Origin of the sequence: Caballeronia sp. S22, assembly GCF_964261745.1 — a bacterium.
Lineage (GTDB): Bacteria > Pseudomonadota > Gammaproteobacteria > Burkholderiales > Burkholderiaceae > Caballeronia > Caballeronia jiangsuensis.
This window is the reverse complement of the sequence record NZ_OZ180035.1, coordinates 1,009,154-1,025,657: the sequence shown is the minus strand read 5'-3', so window position 1 is coordinate 1,025,657 and position 16,504 is coordinate 1,009,154. Positions and strand designations below refer to the sequence as shown.

The window sequence follows — 16,504 nt, the reverse complement described above, 5'->3', positions numbered from 1 at the left end:
GCCCTGTGTGCCCTGTGGCTGTCAAATCGGTTTGCAGCGACGATCAAGCTGGTTGAGCGATGAGTCGCTGGCGCGTCCGGCCTCAGGCCTTGACGTTCGCGCGAGCGTAATCGATCGCTTGCTGAACCGTGGTGATCTTTTCGGCCTCTTCATCGGGAATTTCCATGCCGAATTCGTCTTCCAGCGCCATCACGAGTTCGACCGTATCGAGCGAGTCAGCGCCCAGATCGTTCACGAACGAAGCTTCGTTCTTGATTTCGGCTTCCGCCACGCCCAGTTGTTCGGCGACGATCTTCTTCACGCGCTGTTCGATGTTGTCCATGCAGCCCTCCGAGGGAAAAAAGTTCAAAAATACGAGTGCGCGCATTTTATCAGGTTTGGACCCGCAAAATACGGCGCGTCAGTTCCATGCTCCGTCGTCTGGCGCCCTTCATCAAGAGGGCTGCCGCTGACGTCGCACTAATTTGTTACTGCCGCGCTGAAGCGGTGCGCACGAAGCTCTTTTGAGCATTTCGCGCGCCCGTCCCGGCGCGGATATTAAGCGAAATTCCGCGAAATGCCTATTAAGGCCTTACATGTACATGCCGCCGTTCACGTGCAGCGTCGTACCGGTGATGTAACCGGCAAACGGCGATGCCAGGAATGCCACAGCATGCGCGATATCTTCCGGCGCGCCCAGTCGGCCAAGTGGGATAGACGCCGTGAGCGCGGTCCGCTGCTCTTCCGGCAGGACCTTGGTCATGTCCGTATCGATGAAACCCGGCGCGACGCAGTTCACTGTGATGCCGCGGCTGCCGATTTCGCGCGCAAGCGCGCGCGTCATGCCCGCGACGCCGGCCTTCGCGGCGGCGTAATTCGCCTGCCCCGGATTGCCCGACGAACCGACCACCGACGTGATATTGATGATCCGGCCGCCGCGCGCCTTCATCATCGGGCGCAACACGGCGCGCGACAGACGGAAGACCGCGCGCAGGTTGGTGTCGATGACGGCGTCGAATTCGTCGTCCTTCATGCGCATCGCGAGCTGATCCTTCGTGATGCCCGCGTTGTTGACGAGCACGTTCAGCGCGCCGAATTCCTTCACGATGCCGTCGATGAACGCGTCCGCCGCGGCCGCGTCGTTCACGTTCAGCACCGCGCCGCGGCCCTTGCCGCCCGCCTGCTGCAACGCCTCGCCGATGCCGGCCGCGCCGCTTTCGCTCGTCGCCGTGCCGATGACCGTCGCGCCCTGCTTCGCGAGTTCGAGCGCGATCGCGCGTCCGATGCCGCGCGACGCGCCCGTGACGATTGCTACTTGATTCTGGAGACTCATGTCGTTGTTCCTCAGCCAGCGATCAGTTTGCGCGTTTCCTCGAGCGATGCCGGATCGAAGATCGAGCCGCCGACGAGATTGCCGTCGATACGCTTCGTCAGACCCGCGAGCACCTTGCCGGGACCGCATTCGATGACGTGCGTCACGCCCTCTTTTGCCATCGCCTGCACGCATTCGACCCAGCGCACCGGACCGGCCGCCTGACGCACGAGCGCGTCCTTGATCGCGACGGGATCGGAAACGATCGCGACATCGACGTTATTGATCAGCGGAATCTGCGGCGCCTTGATCTCGACCTTCGCGAGATAGCCGCGCAACTTATCCGATGCGGGCTTGAGCAGGGACGAATGGAACGGCGCCGATACCGGCAGCGGCAGCGCGCGCTTCGCGCCCTTCGCCTTGGCGACTTCGCACGCCTTCTCGACAGCCGCCTTGGAACCCGCGATCACCACCTGCGCGGGCGCGTTGAAGTTCACCGCTTCGACGACACCCGCCGACGACGCCTCCGCGCACACGGCGCGCACGGTGTCGTCATCGAGGCCGAGGATCGCGGCCATGCCGCCTTCGCCCACCGGCACGGCGCTCTGCATCGCCTGCGCGCGGAAACGCACGAGCGGCACGGCGTCCGCGAATGCGAGCGCGCCGGCCGCGACGAGCGCGGTGTATTCGCCGAGACTGTGGCCCGCGACGAGCGCCGGCTTCAAACCCGTTTCCTTTTCCCATACGCGGTAGATCGCGTAGGCCGCCGTCAGCATGACGGGCTGCGTGTTCGTCGTCAGGTTCAACTCTTCGGCGGGGCCTTCGGCGATCAGCTTGCCGAGATCCTGGCCGAGCGCGTCGGATGCCTGCTGCACTGTCTCGCGCACGATGGCGTGATCGGCGAATGCGTTGAGCATGCCGATCGACTGCGAGCCCTGTCCGGGGAAAACGAACGCAAATTTCATATCGTCCTCGTTGATTGGAATGATCCGCGATGTCGTCGGTGTCTGTGCACACGCCTCGCGCGCATGTGGCGCGTGGCGGCTATCGTGACGACGGGATCAGTTGCGAATGAGTAGAGGGAATCGATAAACGATCAGTAGCGGATGACCGACGCGCCCCACGTGAAGCCGCCGCCCACGCCTTCGATGAGCACGTTGTCGCCGCGCTTGATGCGCCCGTCGCGCACCGCGACGTCGAACGCGAGCGGAATCGATGCCGCCGACGTGTTGCCGTGCTCGCCGACCGTCACGACCATGCGCTCCGGCGGCAGATGCAGCTTGCGGCAGGTGCTCTGCATGATGCGGATATTGGCCTGATGCGGGATCAGCCAGTCGATGTCTTCCGGTGCGAGCTTCGCCTTGTCGAGCGCTTCGAGCGCGACCTTTTCGAGCACGTTGACCGCGAGCTTGAAGACGGCCTGCCCGTCCATATGCAGGAACGCGCGGCCTTCCACTACGCCACCGTTCACATTGCCCGGCGTGCAGAGAATGTCGGAATAGCTGCCGTCCGCGTGCAGCGCGCTCGACATCACGCCCGGCTCTTCGGACGCTTGCAGCACGATTGCGCCGGCGCCGTCGCCGAACAGCACGCACGTGGTGCGATCGTTGAAATCGAGAATCCGCGAGAACGTCTCCGCACCGACGACGAGCGCGGTGCGATTCATGCCGCTGCGAATGAAGCTGTCGGCCGTCGCGACACCGTACGCGAAACCGGAGCATACGGCCTGGACGTCGAAGGCCGCGCCGTTGTTCTTGATGCCCAGCTTGTTCTGCAGCAGGCAGGCGGTGCTCGGGAACACGAAGTCCGGTGTGGACGTCGCGACGATGATCAGGTCGATCGATTGGGGATCGATGCCCGCCGCTTCGATCGCTCTCTGCGATGCGACGAGCGCGAGATCGCTGGTCGTCTGGTTCGGAGCGGCAAAATGGCGTGCGTGAATGCCGGTGCGCGCGACGATCCATTCGTCATTCGTCTCGACGCCCTGCTTCGCGAGACGGTCCGCCAAGTCCTGATTCGTGACGCGCTCGGACGGCAGGTAACTGCCGGTGCCCAGCACGCGAGAGTAAAGATTGGAATGAGCCATTATGCCTTCGAATGTAGCGCAGTACCGGACTCGCCCGGCGGGTTCGGCTGCGAGTTGGGCTGTGAGTTGAGCGGTGCAGCAGGCGGCTGGATCGATTGATCCGCCGCAACCGGCGCGCTGGACGCGGGAGCGTTCGCGCCGGCCTCGCGCGCGGCGGGCGCATTCTCTTCCATCGCGCGCACCAGGCGTTCGAGCACGCCATTTTTGACGGCATCATACCCGCGTTTGATAGCCCACTCAAACCCGAAGGCCTCGGCAGAACCGTGACTCTTGATGACCAGCCCGCGCAGGCCGAGCAATGCCGCGCCGTTATATTGCGCGGGATCGACACGCTTCTTGAAGCGCTTGAGCACGGGCAGTGCGACGAGCGCCATCAGCTTCGAGGCGAAGTTGCGGCTGAACTCTTCCTTGATGATGTCGGCGAGCATCTTCGCGAGGCCTTCGGAAGTCTTCAGCGCGACATTGCCGACGAAGCCATCGCACACGACGACATCGGTCGTGCCTTTGTAGATGTCGTTGCCTTCCACGTTGCCGTAGAAGTTGAGCGTGCTCGCGCGCAGAAGCTCGCCCGCGCGCTTGATCGTTTCGTTGCCCTTGATGACTTCTTCGCCGATGTTGAGCAGGCCGATGGTGGGCCGCTCGCGGCCTTCGATCGCCGACACGAGCGCGTGGCCCATTTCCGCGAATTGCAGCAGATGCTCGGGTTCGCAATCGACATTGGCGCCGAGGTCGAGCACGGTGGTGTAGCCCTTCTGGCTCGGCATCGCGAACGCGATGGCGGGACGCTCGATACCGGCGAGCGTCTTCAGCACATAGCGCGACACCGCCATGAGCGCGCCGGTATTGCCGGCGGAAATGCAGGTCTGCGCCTCGCCTTCCTTCACGAGGTTGAGCGCGACGCGCATCGAGGAGTCTTTTTTCTTGCGCAGCGCGACTTCGACCGGATCGTCCATCGCGACGACTTCGCTTGCGGGAACGATGGTCAGGCGCGGGTCGTCGAGCGCCTTCGACTTCTTCAACTGAGCGCGAATGGGCTGCTCGAGACCGACGAGCATCAGGTGCGCGTCGGGATGCGAGCGCACGAAATTGACGGCAGCGGGAACGGTCACGGCTGGACCGTGGTCGCCTCCCATGCAGTCGATGGTTATCTTTACAGTCATGGAACGCGACGAATTTCGGGCACAAAAAAGCGGCAGTGAAATGCCGCCTTCTCGTCGTACCGGGAAAGTGTCAAGAGCGAGTTGCGCCCGCGTGCCCGCAAAACGGTTCCGACGGGCGCATCAAGCGTCGACGAACGCTTAGTCGTTCTTCGTCTTGATGACTTTCTTGCCACGATAGTAGCCGTTCGGGCTCACGTGGTGGCGCAGATGCACTTCACCCGTGCTCGGCTCGACAGCCAGCGGAGCCGTCGTGAGGAAGTCGTGGGAACGGTGCATGCCGCGCTTCGACGGCGACTTCTTGTTTTGCTGAACTGCCATGATTACTCCAGAAAAATTTTGCGAATTCTAACACAGCCCGATCCGCCGACAGCCCTCGGCCGTTCGGCCATCGGGTGCGCACATCGCGCTACCAGTTTGTTGCGTGCTACAAAACCATTTCAGTGCTTCTTGTCGTCGGGTCCGCTTTGTTTCAGCTTCTCCAGCACGGCAAAAGGATTCGGCTTTTCGTCCTCTTCCTGCGCACCGCTTTCATCCGACTCGTCGCCCGCATCGCCCGGGAGCAAACTTTCGTGGATCTCGGGACACACGTTGTGCTTGGGCACGAGCGGCAAGGACAGCAACAATTCCTCTTCGATCAAGTCGACGAGATCGAACTGGCGCGAGCCTACGATCACTTCGACTTCATCGTCGTCGAGCGGAAACTCGTCCGCTTCTTCCTCCGTCGCCACGATCCGATACGTTGCATCGACATCGAGATGTTGCGAATACGGCTGAAGGCAGCGTTGACACATGAGCCACACCGAGCCGTGCACCGCGAGGCGCAGATACGGCTGCGGCGCCTCCGTGCCGTCGTTCTGCAGTTCCGGCTGGGTCGAGCCCTCGCCCTGCCACGTGAACACGGTGTCGCGATCTGGCGCTTCAGCCGGGACTTCGGCTAACATGCGCGGCATCTGCGACAAGCGCAGCGCGCCGGCCGCTTGCCTGCCGCTTTTGGCGAAGTCGTAAATGTCGAGCGCGCGCAGATCGGCGGGGCTCACAGGTTTGCCAGGATTCTGAGTCATGTGCGCTCCTGCTTGGCCTTGCTTGGTTAGTGCTTCCGGTGAATGCTCAGTATGCACCGCGATGCTACATCGAGGAACGCGTGGCTTGCCCGAATTTGCATCGAGCCGACATTCGTGCTTCTTGGCAAAGCCTGGCTGAAGGCCTTCTTCCACCGGCTCATCGGCCCGGGCAGACAGCTTCGCCGCGCAAGTACCGATGAAAAGCCCAAAATCATATCGGCTTTATTCTTTCGAGTCAAATACTTAAGGGCGGACCTGCCGCCCGTCGTTTTTACACCCTTTTTTGCCGGATTCGCTCCATGTCCGAAGCTTCAAAAACGCCGCCGCGCCTGATTCTGGCGTCCAGTTCACCTTATCGGCGCGAGTTGCTCGCGCGCCTGCGCATTCCTTTCGACGTCGTCTCGCCCGATATCGATGAGACGCCGCACGCCAGCGAAACGCCCGAAGCGACCGCCGTGCGGCTGGCGATCGCCAAGGCGCGCGCCGCCGCCGAGCGCCTCGACGGCCATGCGAGCGCGCTCGTGATCGGCTCCGATCAGGTCGCGACCTTCGACGGCAAGCAGATCGGCAAGCCCGGTACGCACGAAAACGCCGTCGCGCAGCTACAGGCGATGCGTGGCCGCAGCGTCGAATTCCATAGCGCGCTCTGCCTGTTCGACAACCGCACGGGCGACGTGCAGTCCGCCGACATCGTCACCCGCGTGCGATTTCGCCGCTATTCGGATGCGCAGATAGAAACCTATCTGCGCGCCGAAACGCCGTATGACTGCGCCGGCAGCGCGAAGGCGGAAGGCCTCGGCATCGCGCTTCTCGAAGCCATCGACTCGAACGACCCGACTGCGCTCATCGGTTTGCCGCTGATTGCGCTGACCGGCATGCTGGTCAACGCCGGATATCCGGTTCTGGGGGCGGCATGAGCGGCGTTCTCTATCTGATCCCGAATACGCTCGGCGAAGGCGACGCCGACGCGCTCGCGCACGTCCTGCCCGAACCGGTGCGCGCGCAGGCGGCGGCGCTCGCGTACTACATCGGAGAAAACGCCAAAACGACGCGCGCGTTTTTGAAGAAAGTGGGAACGGAGCGGCCGATTCAGGAAATCGAAGTGCGCGAGTTGAATGTCAACACGCCGCCCGCCGAAATCGACAAGCTACTGGCGCCGATTCTCGCCGGCACCGACGCGGGACTCGTCTCGGAGGCCGGCTGCCCCGCCGTGGCCGATCCGGGCGCCCTGCTCGTGCGGCGCGCGCATCAGCGCGGCGTGAAGGTCGTGCCGTTCGTCGGTCCGAGTTCGATTCTGCTCGCGCTGATGGCCTCGGGCATGAACGGCCAGAGTTTCGCGTTCAACGGTTATCTGCCGGTCGACGCCAGCGAGCGCGGCAAGCGCCTGCGCGAATTGGAGCAACTGTCGCGCAAGGCCAATCAGACGCAGATTTTCATCGAGACGCCGTACCGGAATCGCGCGATGCTCGATACGCTCATCGCCACCTGCGCGCCGTCGACGCTGATCTGCGTCGCCGTCGATCTGACGTTGGCTGGCGAAACCATCGTCACGCGCACCGCGGCCGACTGGAAGAAACAGAGCGCGCCGGAGCTGCACAAGCGTCCGGCGATTTTTCTGCTGCTGGCGTCGTAATCAGCGCAACTGGGGCTTGCCGCCGAGCGTGAGCGCGCGCATGGCGGCATCGCCGACCGAGGCGCCGAAGCGCCGCACTACACGCTGGCTGATGCTCTCCTTCTGCGTGTAGTCGACGATATCCGGCTGCTTGATGACCTCGCGCGCCACGTAGCTGGCGTCGCCGAAACCATCCGCGAGACCGAGTTCGACGCTCTTCTCGCCCGTCCAGAACATGCCGGAAAAGAGCTCCGGATCCTCTTTCAGACGTTTTCCGCGCCCCAGTTTCACGGCGTCGATGAACTGCGCGTGGATCTGGTCGAGCATGTCCTGCGCGTGCGCGTTCATCGCGGGCGTTTCCGGCGAGAACGGATCGAATGCGCCCTTGTTCGCGCCCGACGTGTGGATGCGGCGCTGGATCCCGAGCTTGTCCATCAGACCGGTGAAGCCGAATCCATCCATCAGCACGCCGATCGAGCCGACGATGCTCGCCCGGTCGACGTAAATTTTGTCGGCCGCGGCTGCGACGTAATAGCCGCCCGACGCGCACATGTCGTCGACGACCACGTACAGCGGAGTCTTCGGATATTTCGTGCGCAGCCGCCGGATCTCGCCGTTGATGATGCCCGCCTGTACGGGACTGCCGCCCGGGCTGTTGATGCGCAGGATCACGCCTGCCGTGTTTTCGTCCTCGAACGCGCTCTGAAGCGCCCCGTCGATGTTGTCGGCGCTCGCATCGCTATTTGCGGAGATTTCGCCTTGCAAATCGACGAGCGCCGTGTGCTTGCCGGCTTTCGCGACGCGGTCGCCGGTGAAATCGAACACGCCCCACGCGATCAGCGCGATCACGCCAAGGAACACGAAGCGAAAGAAAATGCGCCAGCGCCGCGCGGCGCGCTGCTCGCGGATGGCGGCAAGCGCGATGCGTTCGAGCGCGTCGCGCTCCCAATTGTCGTTGCCGCGCGGCGGAATGTTGTCGGACATGCGTTATGGATGTGATGAAAAGGGAGTCAGGCGGGACGCAACGCGTCGTCGGGGAGCCAGAAGACCGCGCGGCCTTCCGGCGTATCGCGTTCCTCGACGGTCACGGGCCGAAGGCGCGCGCCGCGGCACGGACCGCCGACGCATTTGCCGGTGTCGGGCTCGTAGATCGCCCCGTGGGTCGCGCACATCAAGTATAGGCCCGAGCTTTCGAAGAACTGGCCCTCGTTCCAGTCGAGCTCCATCGGCACGTGCGCGCAGCGGTTCAGGTAGCCGTGCGGCTTGCCGTCGTAGCGCACGAAAAAGACGACGGCGTCGCCGCTCGCTTCCGTTGCCGGAACGCGCACACCCGCGCCGCCATCGACAAGTTCTTCCGATGCGCACACGCGAACCGCGTCCCCCGCGGCCGCCGTCACGCGTGCTCCCGCAGCCAGCCCGCCAGCGAAGCGACGCTGTCGGCGCAAAACTGCGGCTTGAGCGCCGCGAGCGAATCCGCCGGATGCGCGCCGTAGCCGACGCCGATGCCCGCCGCGCCCGCGTTGATCGCCATTTGCAGATCGTGCGTCGTGTCGCCGATCATCACCGTGCGCCCGAGATCCTGGCCGAGTTCGCGCGTGAGCTCGTGGAGCATCGCGGGATGCGGTTTCGAGAATGTTTCGTCGGCGCAGCGCGTGCCGTCGAAGAGGCTCGTGAGCCGCGATTCGTCGAGCGCGCGATTCAGCCCGACGCGGCTCTTGCCCGTTGCGACGCCCAAAAAATAGCCGAGATCGCGCAGTTCCTGCAGCAATTCGCGCACGCCGTCGAAGAGTTCGGTCTTCTGACCCATCGTCAGGAAATGAAACCGATAACGCTCGGCGAGGCGCGGATAGTCGGACGGATCGAGCGTCGGCGCGCAGATTTGCAGCGCGTCTTTCAGTCCCAGCCCGATCACGTAGCTCGCGGATTCATCCGCCGGAACCGGCAGCCCGAGGTCGCGGCACGCAGCCTGAATGCTGCGCGTGATGTGGGCGGTCGAATCCATCAGCGTGCCGTCCCAGTCGAAAATGATCAGATCAAATTGCTGCCGCGCCATTTACGCTGTCTCTCGATTTTTCAGTTGCTCGATGACCCGCTTGCATTCGACGGGCAGCGGCGCTTCGAACTGCAACGGCTCGCCCGTCGCGGGATGGGTAATTTTCAGACGATATGCGTGCAAAAACATGCGTTTCAGCGACGGTTTGGCGTTCGGACGGGCCAAATCCTTGTTCAGCGCGAAATCGCCGTACTTGGCGTCGCCAGCAATCGGCAGGCCGATGCTCGCCATATGCACGCGGATCTGATGCGTACGCCCCGTCTTCAGTTCCGCCTCGACCCACGCGTAGTCGTGCCAGCGCTCGATCAGATTGAAAACCGTGTGTGACGGCAGACCGTTCTCCTGAACGCGCACGCGTCGCTCGCCGTCCGCCGCGACGTACTTGTGCAGCGGCGCCTTCACGATGCGTCGGCGGCCCCAGTCGCTCTGCCAGTCGCCGTGGCCGAGCGCGTAATAGCGCTTGTCGATGCGATTCTCGCGGATCTGCTCATGGAGATTCACGAGCGCGGCGCGCTTTTTCGCGAGCATCAGCACGCCGGAGGTTTCGCGATCCAGCCGATGCACCAGTTCGAGGAACTTCGCGTGCGGCCGCGCATTGCGCAATTGCTCGATCACGCCGAACGCGACGCCGCTGCCGCCATGCACCGCGACGCCGCACGGTTTGTCGATGACGATCAGATGGTCGTCCTCGAAAAGAATGGGGAATTCGGCGGCGGGCGCATTCGACGAAACGGGCGCCTCGTCCTGCTGCGCGGTGCGAATCGGCGGGACGCGCACGAGGTCGCCCAGTTCGAGCCGGTACGCCGCGTCGATGCGCCCCTTGTTCACGCGCACTTCCCCGCTGCGGAGAATGCGGTAAATGTGGCTTTTGGGGACGCCTTTGCAGACGCGCAGCAAAAAGTTGTCGATTCGCTGACCGGCGGCGGTTTCGTCGACTTCGATCATCGACACTTGCTCGCTTGCGACCCGTTTATGGGATGTTTTGCCTAACTCATTCATTCTGAATATAATTTGCGAACAGCCTGAAAAGGTCGACGCTTAAGATCAAGCAGCGGCCGAGATTGATCAGACTGTACAGGTGCAAGCGATAAACCATCATTTTACTTGCGCCCGAGGTCGGTTGCTCACCCGGAAATCGAGAGCGACGAGTTGCACGCACGGCGATATCACCGGCAGGGACGGAGCCCACAGGCGCGTTCGGTCGAGTCGATCGTCGACGGTAACGGATTTTTGGTCAAAAAGAATTTTATCGGCGAGAAGCGACGGCGCCCGGCAAGCAAAGCCGGATGCCAGCCCGAATCGACCCTGCCATCGAGCGGGAGAAATAGGCAAATCGACGCTCGCCGGTTTTGCGAACAATTGCCGGCGAAAACCGCTGCTGCGCTGAATTCTGCGAAGCGCGGCGACGCCGCAAAATGAGGCGAGACACACGGCCGCGAGCCGACGGGAGCAATCGAGCCCGCGGCCGCGCCGGCGCGGTATGGCAGCGAAGAGGATCGGTCACGAAGCATCGCGCTGGTTTGCGCGAGACCGTTCGTCCCGCAGCCGCCGTTGGGAGGAATCAGGCTTTTCGCAAGAGCGCGGGTCGGTTCGGCGCGTCTTTTTTGAGACGCGCAGCCGCAGCGCCGCCGTTCATCCTCGCCACGCGCCGCGCGACGCATCCGACGCCTCGCAGTTGTTTCGCAATGAGCCCCACGGCGCGGCTGCCCCATTCGGGCGCCAACGCCTGCTTTCGGCAATTCTCCCGCCAGAAGTCCCGCTCCAGCGTGCTTTGTGACAACACACAAAAAAGCGTGGCACGCCCACCCTCCCGCTTCGCGCGCGTGACGTTACTTGTCACTGACGCCGATTCGCCCGACGAGGAAGGACGGAGCCGCTCTGGAGCCGTTTCATGAAACGCATGCTGTTTAACGCGACGCAGCAAGAAGAATTGCGCGTCGCCATCGTCGATGGGCAGAAGCTCATCGACATCGACATCGAAACCGCCGGGCGCGAACAGCGCAAAGGCAATATCTACAAGGGAGTCATCACCCGCATCGAGCCGTCGCTCGAAGCCTGCTTCGTCAACTACGGCGAAGACCGCCACGGCTTTCTGCCGTTCAAGGAAGTCGCCCGCCAGTATTTCCGCGATGGCGTCGAGATGCGCTCCGCGCGCATCCAGGACGCGCTGCGCGAAGGCCAGGAACTCATCGTTCAGGTCGAGAAGGAAGAGCGCGGCAACAAGGGCGCGGCGCTGACCACGTTCATTTCGCTGGCCGGACGCTACCTCGTCCTGATGCCGAACAACCCGCGCGGCGGCGGCGTGTCGCGCCGGATCGAGGGCGACGAGCGGCAGGAACTGCGCGAAACCATGGCGCAGCTCGAACTGCCGGAAGGCATGAGCATCATCGCGCGGACCGCCGGCATCGGCCGTTCGGCGGAAGAGCTCCAGTGGGACCTGAACTACCTGATGCAACTCTGGCGCGCGATCGAAGCCGCGTCGCAGAGCGGCGTCGCCGGCCAGCCGATGCTCATTTATCTCGAATCGAGCCTCGTGATCCGCGCGATCCGCGATTACTTCCAGCCGGACATCGGCGAAATCCTCATCGACACGACCGAAATCCATGATCAGGCGCGCGCCTTCATGGACATCGTGATGCCCGACAACCTCTCGAAGGTGAAGCGCTATCACGACGACGTGCCGCTCTTCTCGCGCTTCCAGATCGAGCATCAGATCGAAACCGCTTACTCGCGCACGGTGCCGCTGCCCTCGGGCGGCGCGATCGTGATCGATCACACCGAGGCGCTCGTCGCCATCGACGTGAACTCGGCGCGCGCGACCAAGGGCGCGGATATCGAGGAAACCGCCACGCGCACCAACCTCGAAGCCGCCGACGAAGTCGCCCGCCAGTTGCGTCTGCGCGATCTGGGCGGGCTGATCGTGATCGACTTCATCGACATGGAGTCGGCGAAGAGCCAGCGCGAAGTCGAGCAGCGCCTGAAAGATGCGCTCAAGCACGACCGCGCGCGCGTACAAATGGGCAAGATTTCGCGCTTCGGCCTGATGGAGCTGTCGCGTCAGCGTCTGCGCCCGGCGCTGTCCGAAGGCAGCCATGTGACCTGCCCGCGCTGCAACGGCACGGGTCATATCCGCGATACCGAATCGTCCGCGCTGCAAGTGCTGCGGATCATTCAGGAAGAAGCGATGAAGGAACACACCGCGGCGATCCATTGCCAGGTGCCGGTCGAGGTGACCGCCTTCCTGCTGAACGAAAAGCGCTCGGAAATCAACAAGATCGAGTCGCGCTTCAAGGTCAACGTCGTTCTGATCCCGAACAAGCATCTCGAAACGCCGCACTACAAGCTGGAACGTCTGCGTCACGACGATGCGCGCCTCGACGAACCGCGCTCGTCGTGGAAGATGGCCGTCGAAGCTGCAAGCGAACTGGAGTCGGAAACCGGCTACAGCAAGCGCACCGAGGAAGTGAAGCCGAAGCAGGAAGCGGCCGTGAAGGGCATCACGCCCGAAAAGCCGGCGCCGAGCGCACCGGTCAAGCCGGCGCCCGTCGAGGCCGCGCCCGTTGCGGCGCCCGCGCCGGCGAGCGGCGGTTTCATCGCGTGGATCAAGAATCTGTTCGGTATTCAGTCGCAAGCGCAGCCCGCTCCGGCGCCCGTGGAAGCTCAACCGGCCACGCGCGCTCCGCGTGAACGCGGCGAGCGTACGGGCGGCGGCGATCGCAATCGCAACCGTCGTGGCGGCGGCAGCGGCGCCGGACGCGAAGGCGCTGCGGCAGGCACCGCGACGGGTAGCAACGGCGCGAGCCGCCAGGGCGCGCGTCGCGAGGATCGCGAACCGCGTGGCGGCCGTGAAGGACGTGAACTGCGTGAAGTCCGCGAGCCGCGCGAGACCCGTGAACCGCGTGAGGCACGCGAACCCCGCGAGCCGCGTGAAGCACGTGAAGCCCGTGAACCGCGTGAAACGCGCGATCGCAACGCGGAACGCGCCGCCCGTCCAGAAGGGGCCGAGCGTCAGGAACGCCGCGAACGCCCCGACCGTGGCGAGCGTGCCGAACGCGGTGAACGCACTGATCGCGGCGAACGCACCGAGCGCACGGAACGCGGCGAGCGCCGCAAGCCGCAACCGGAAGCCGCCGTCGAGGCGCTGACGCAGGGCGAAACGGTGCCGTCGGAAATCGTCGAAGCGACGCAACTCAATCTCGATGCGCAACAAGCCGGCATCGATGCCGCCGAACAGGCAGCCGCGCGTGAGGGCGAAGAGCGTCGCCGCCGTCGCCGTGGCCGTCGTGGTGGCCGCCGCGATCGCGATGAAGACGGCATGACCGTGAATCACGCAGCCGACGTCGCCGAAGCAGAAGGCTCCGCCGAAAGCGTCTCCGCGCAAGCCGGCGTGTTCGACGCCGAAGCCGCGCAGGAAGCGTCCGCGCGTCGCGAAAGCCGCCCGGTTGCACCGCAACCGGTCGAACAGGTCATCGAGCAGCCGGTTGCTCAGCCGGTCGAGGCGAAGGCAGAAACGCAAGAGCAAGCGCCCGTTCCAGCCGAAGCAGCGCCGGTCGCCAAGGCCGCCGAAGCCGAGCCGTTCGAGCTGAAGTCGCAGACGCCCGAACCGGCCACGTTCGATGTCTTCGCGAAGCCCGCTTCCGCGACGCCGGTCGAGAATCCGTTCGGCCCGTCGCCGAAGGTTGCCGACACGACGACCGCCGATCCGTTCGCGCCCGCCGCGACGGAAGCGCCGAAGCCGGTCGAAGCGGCAAAGCCCGTCGAAACGGCGCCGACGCCCGTCGAGCCCGTAGCGGCTGAGCCCGTCGAAGTCGCCGAGCCGGTGAAAACCGCAGCGGTCGCGCCGACGCCGGAAGCGACGATCGTCGAGCCGGTAACGCCTGTCGAGAGCACGGAAGTGCAAGCGCCGGCGCCCGTGGCCGCGCAAGAGCCGGTCGCCGTCGTTGCTGAGCCGGTGAAGTCCGCCGCGCCGGCCGCGCCCGCGACGTCGAAGCCGATCGCCGTCGAAACGCTCATGCCGATGCTGGAGCAAGCCGGTCTCGTCTGGGTCAACACTGACGAAAGCAAGCTGCGCGAGGCGAACGCCGCCGCCGCGCGCGAGCCGGCCGCAGTGCGCGTGCCGCGCGAGCGCAAGGTGCTCCCGCCGGCCGACACCACGCCGATGCAGCAAGTGGAAACGGGCAAGCACGTCCACTAAGCGCGCTCGCACGAGCCGGTTCGCTTCGGTGAACCGGCAGCAGCAGAAAAAACGCCATCGATTCCGGTCGATGGCGTTTTCTTTTGGTCGATGACAAGGGAAAACCGCGACTTAGTGCCGGTGCGTCCTTGCGTCCGGTTCCGCTAAAATGAGACGGTGTAACCATCATTCGAACAAGGCCGCAGGCCAAGCCCCGAGTCATCATGTCCCGACGCATCATTCCTCTCGCCGACGTCAGCGCAATCCCGGATTTCTCCGGCGTGACGGCGTCGCCGTCCGGACTGCTCATGGACACGCTCGCGCGCCCGCTGCGCGACTTGCGCATTTCGGTGACGGACCGCTGCAACTTCCGCTGCGTGTACTGCATGCCGCGCGAAGTGTTCGACAAGGATTACCAGTTTCTCCCGCACGCCGCCCTGCTCTCGTTCGAGGAGATCGAGCGGCTTGCGCGCGTGTTCGTCGCGCATGGCGTCGAGAAGATTCGCCTTACGGGCGGCGAGCCGCTTCTGCGCAAGAACATCGAATTCCTGATCGAGCGGCTCGCGCTCCTGCGCACGCCGGAAGGCCGTCCGCTCGACCTGACGCTCACCACGAACGGCTCGCTGCTCGCGCGCAAGGCCCGGTCTCTGAGGGACGCAGGCCTGTCGCGCGTCACGGTCAGCCTGGACGCGCTGGACGATGCGCTCTTTCGCCGTATGAACGACGCCGATTTCGCGGTTGCCGACGTGCTGAACGGCATTGAAACGGCGCAAGCCGCCGGGCTCGATCCGATCAAGGTGAACATGGTCGTGAAGCGCGGCACGAACGATCAGGAAATCGTGCCGATGGCGCGCCATTTCAAAGGCAGCGGCGCCGTTCTGCGCTTCATCGAATACATGGATGTCGGTGCGTCCAACGGCTGGAACATGAGCGAAGTGCTGCCATCGGCGCAGGTGGTCGAGCGCATCGACGCGCATTTCCCGCTCGAACCGCTCGAAGCCCATACCGCGGCCGAGACGGCGCAGCGCTGGGGCTATCGCGACGGCAGCGGCGAAATCGGCGTGATTTCCAGCGTCACGCGCGCCTTTTGCGACTCCTGCACGCGCGCGCGGCTCTCGACCGAAGGCAAGCTCTATCTGTGTCTCTTCGCGGTATCGGGCCACGACCTGCGCGGCCTGATCCGCAGCGGCGCGAGCGACGAGGAAGTCGCGACGGCCGTCGCACGCATCTGGGAAGCGCGCGGCGACCGCTATTCGCAATTGCGCGGCAGCGCATCGGCGCCGTCGCGTGACGATGCGCGTCGCGTCGAGATGTCGTACATCGGCGGCTGAGCGCGTCGGATCGCTCGTGCTGAACGCCCATTCCGCCTCGACTGTCACCGCGCTCGTGCTCGCGGGCGGACGCGGTTCGCGCATGGGCGGCGTCGACAAAGGCATGCAGCCGTTTCACGGCGAGCCGCTCGCACTGCATGTCATGCGGCGCATCGCGCCTCAGGCCGACGCGCTCCTGATCAGCGCAAACCGTTCGATCGAAGATTACGAGCGCCTCGGCGCTGCGTTCGGCGCGCGCGTCATCCCGGACACGCGGGCGGATTATCCGGGGCCGCTCGCCGGCATCGCCGCCGCACTGCGCGCCGCGACCACGCAATATGTGCTGACCGCGCCTTGCGACGCGCCTTTCGTCGACGAACATATCGGCGCCACGTTGATGCAAGCGCTCGACGCGCATGGCGGCGACGTTGCGTACGCCGCAACAATCGATGCGTCCGGGCAAGTCATGGCGCACCCGGTTTTCGCGCTCCTGCGCACCTCGCTCGCCGACGATCTCGACGCCTGGCTCGACCGCGGAGAACGCAAGGTCCGCGCGTGGTACGCGCGCCACAGGCCGGTGGAAGTGCGATTTCACGATGAACGCGCGTTTTACAATATCAATGATTTACAGCAGCTGGCCGAGCTGGAACGCCGCTGATTCTCACGTCCGCCATTGCGGCAATCCGCGTACAGGCGTTCTACCACCGCGCGGCCTCGTGGCTGCTTCTTCGCCGGGTTCCGGCGCGATCCACGCCGAT

The 16,504-nt window shown here is 64.3% G+C and carries 16 protein-coding genes; 5 read left to right on the top strand and 11 right to left on the bottom strand.

Features of this window, described 5'->3' with window-relative positions:
- Positions 1–82: 82 nt before the first annotated feature.
- The 7 genes from acpP to ACEN42_RS04825 form a co-directional block, all read right to left on the bottom strand.
- Positions 83–322 (bottom strand): acyl carrier protein, encoded by a 240-nt coding sequence (acpP, locus tag ACEN42_RS04855; protein WP_004197638.1) that lies wholly within the window; start codon positions 320–322, stop codon positions 83–85.
- Between the two features lie 249 nt (positions 323–571).
- Positions 572–1,312, bottom strand: coding sequence for a 3-oxoacyl-ACP reductase FabG (gene fabG / locus ACEN42_RS04850; protein WP_062267157.1), 741 nt, complete (start codon positions 1,310–1,312; stop codon positions 572–574).
- Positions 1,313–1,323: 11 nt separating this feature from the next.
- Positions 1,324–2,256, bottom strand: a complete 933-nt coding sequence (gene fabD / locus ACEN42_RS04845; RefSeq protein WP_371880773.1) for an ACP S-malonyltransferase — start codon at positions 2,254–2,256, stop codon at positions 1,324–1,326.
- Between the two features lie 131 nt (positions 2,257–2,387).
- Positions 2,388–3,377 carry a beta-ketoacyl-ACP synthase III gene (locus ACEN42_RS04840; protein ID WP_371880772.1) on the bottom strand — a complete coding sequence of 330 codons (990 nt, stop codon included), beginning with the start codon at positions 3,375–3,377 and terminating at the stop codon, positions 2,388–2,390.
- Positions 3,377–4,537 (bottom strand): phosphate acyltransferase PlsX, encoded by a 1,161-nt coding sequence (gene plsX, locus ACEN42_RS04835; protein WP_187605798.1) that lies wholly within the window; start codon positions 4,535–4,537, stop codon positions 3,377–3,379. The genes ACEN42_RS04840 and plsX overlap by 1 nt, the downstream gene beginning before the upstream one ends.
- Positions 4,538–4,675: 138 nt before the next feature.
- Positions 4,676–4,855, bottom strand: coding sequence for a 50S ribosomal protein L32 (gene rpmF / locus ACEN42_RS04830; RefSeq protein ID WP_035501683.1), 180 nt, complete (start codon positions 4,853–4,855; stop codon positions 4,676–4,678).
- 119 nt (positions 4,856–4,974) lie between these two features.
- Complete coding sequence (locus ACEN42_RS04825) at positions 4,975–5,598, bottom strand: DUF177 domain-containing protein (RefSeq protein WP_238215448.1); 624 nt, start codon at positions 5,596–5,598, stop codon at positions 4,975–4,977.
- Between the two features lie 299 nt (positions 5,599–5,897).
- Between ACEN42_RS04825 and ACEN42_RS04820 the strand changes: the two genes are divergently transcribed.
- On the top strand, positions 5,898–6,515 hold the full coding sequence (locus tag ACEN42_RS04820; RefSeq protein ID WP_371880771.1) for a Maf-like protein: 618 nt from the start codon (positions 5,898–5,900) through the stop codon (positions 6,513–6,515).
- A complete protein-coding gene (locus ACEN42_RS04815; RefSeq protein WP_187605801.1) occupies positions 6,512–7,231 on the top strand; it encodes an SAM-dependent methyltransferase in 720 nt (239 codons plus the stop codon). The genes ACEN42_RS04820 and ACEN42_RS04815 overlap by 4 nt, the downstream gene beginning before the upstream one ends.
- Here the strand turns inward: ACEN42_RS04815 and ACEN42_RS04810 are convergent, their stop codons facing one another.
- Genes ACEN42_RS04810 through rluC form a run of 4 tightly spaced genes read right to left on the bottom strand, consistent with a single transcriptional unit; the run spans position 7,232 to position 10,262 of the window.
- Positions 7,232–8,194 carry a S49 family peptidase gene (locus ACEN42_RS04810; RefSeq protein ID WP_371880770.1) on the bottom strand — a complete coding sequence of 321 codons (963 nt, stop codon included), beginning with the start codon at positions 8,192–8,194 and terminating at the stop codon, positions 7,232–7,234.
- 26 nt (positions 8,195–8,220) lie between these two features.
- On the bottom strand, positions 8,221–8,607 hold the full coding sequence (locus ACEN42_RS04805; RefSeq protein ID WP_035501689.1) for a Rieske 2Fe-2S domain-containing protein: 387 nt from the start codon (positions 8,605–8,607) through the stop codon (positions 8,221–8,223).
- A complete protein-coding gene (locus ACEN42_RS04800; protein WP_371880769.1) occupies positions 8,604–9,263 on the bottom strand; it encodes an HAD-IA family hydrolase in 660 nt (219 codons plus the stop codon). The genes ACEN42_RS04805 and ACEN42_RS04800 overlap by 4 nt, the downstream gene beginning before the upstream one ends.
- Positions 9,264–10,262 (bottom strand): 23S rRNA pseudouridine(955/2504/2580) synthase RluC, encoded by a 999-nt coding sequence (gene rluC, locus ACEN42_RS04795; protein ID WP_035501695.1) that lies wholly within the window; start codon positions 10,260–10,262, stop codon positions 9,264–9,266.
- 892 nt (positions 10,263–11,154) lie between these two features.
- Between rluC and ACEN42_RS04790 the strand changes: the two genes are divergently transcribed.
- The 3 genes from ACEN42_RS04790 to mobA all read left to right on the top strand — a co-directional run bounded on the left by ACEN42_RS04790 (position 11,155) and on the right by mobA (position 16,404).
- Positions 11,155–14,457, top strand: a complete 3,303-nt coding sequence (locus tag ACEN42_RS04790; protein ID WP_371880768.1) for an Rne/Rng family ribonuclease — start codon at positions 11,155–11,157, stop codon at positions 14,455–14,457.
- 203 nt (positions 14,458–14,660) lie between these two features.
- Positions 14,661–15,767, top strand: coding sequence for a GTP 3',8-cyclase MoaA (moaA, locus tag ACEN42_RS04785; protein ID WP_371880767.1), 1,107 nt, complete (start codon positions 14,661–14,663; stop codon positions 15,765–15,767).
- A gap of 16 nt (positions 15,768–15,783) precedes the next feature.
- On the top strand, positions 15,784–16,404 hold the full coding sequence (gene mobA / locus ACEN42_RS04780) for a molybdenum cofactor guanylyltransferase MobA (RefSeq protein WP_371880766.1): 621 nt from the start codon (positions 15,784–15,786) through the stop codon (positions 16,402–16,404).
- The last annotated feature ends 100 nt before the right edge of the window (positions 16,405–16,504 follow it).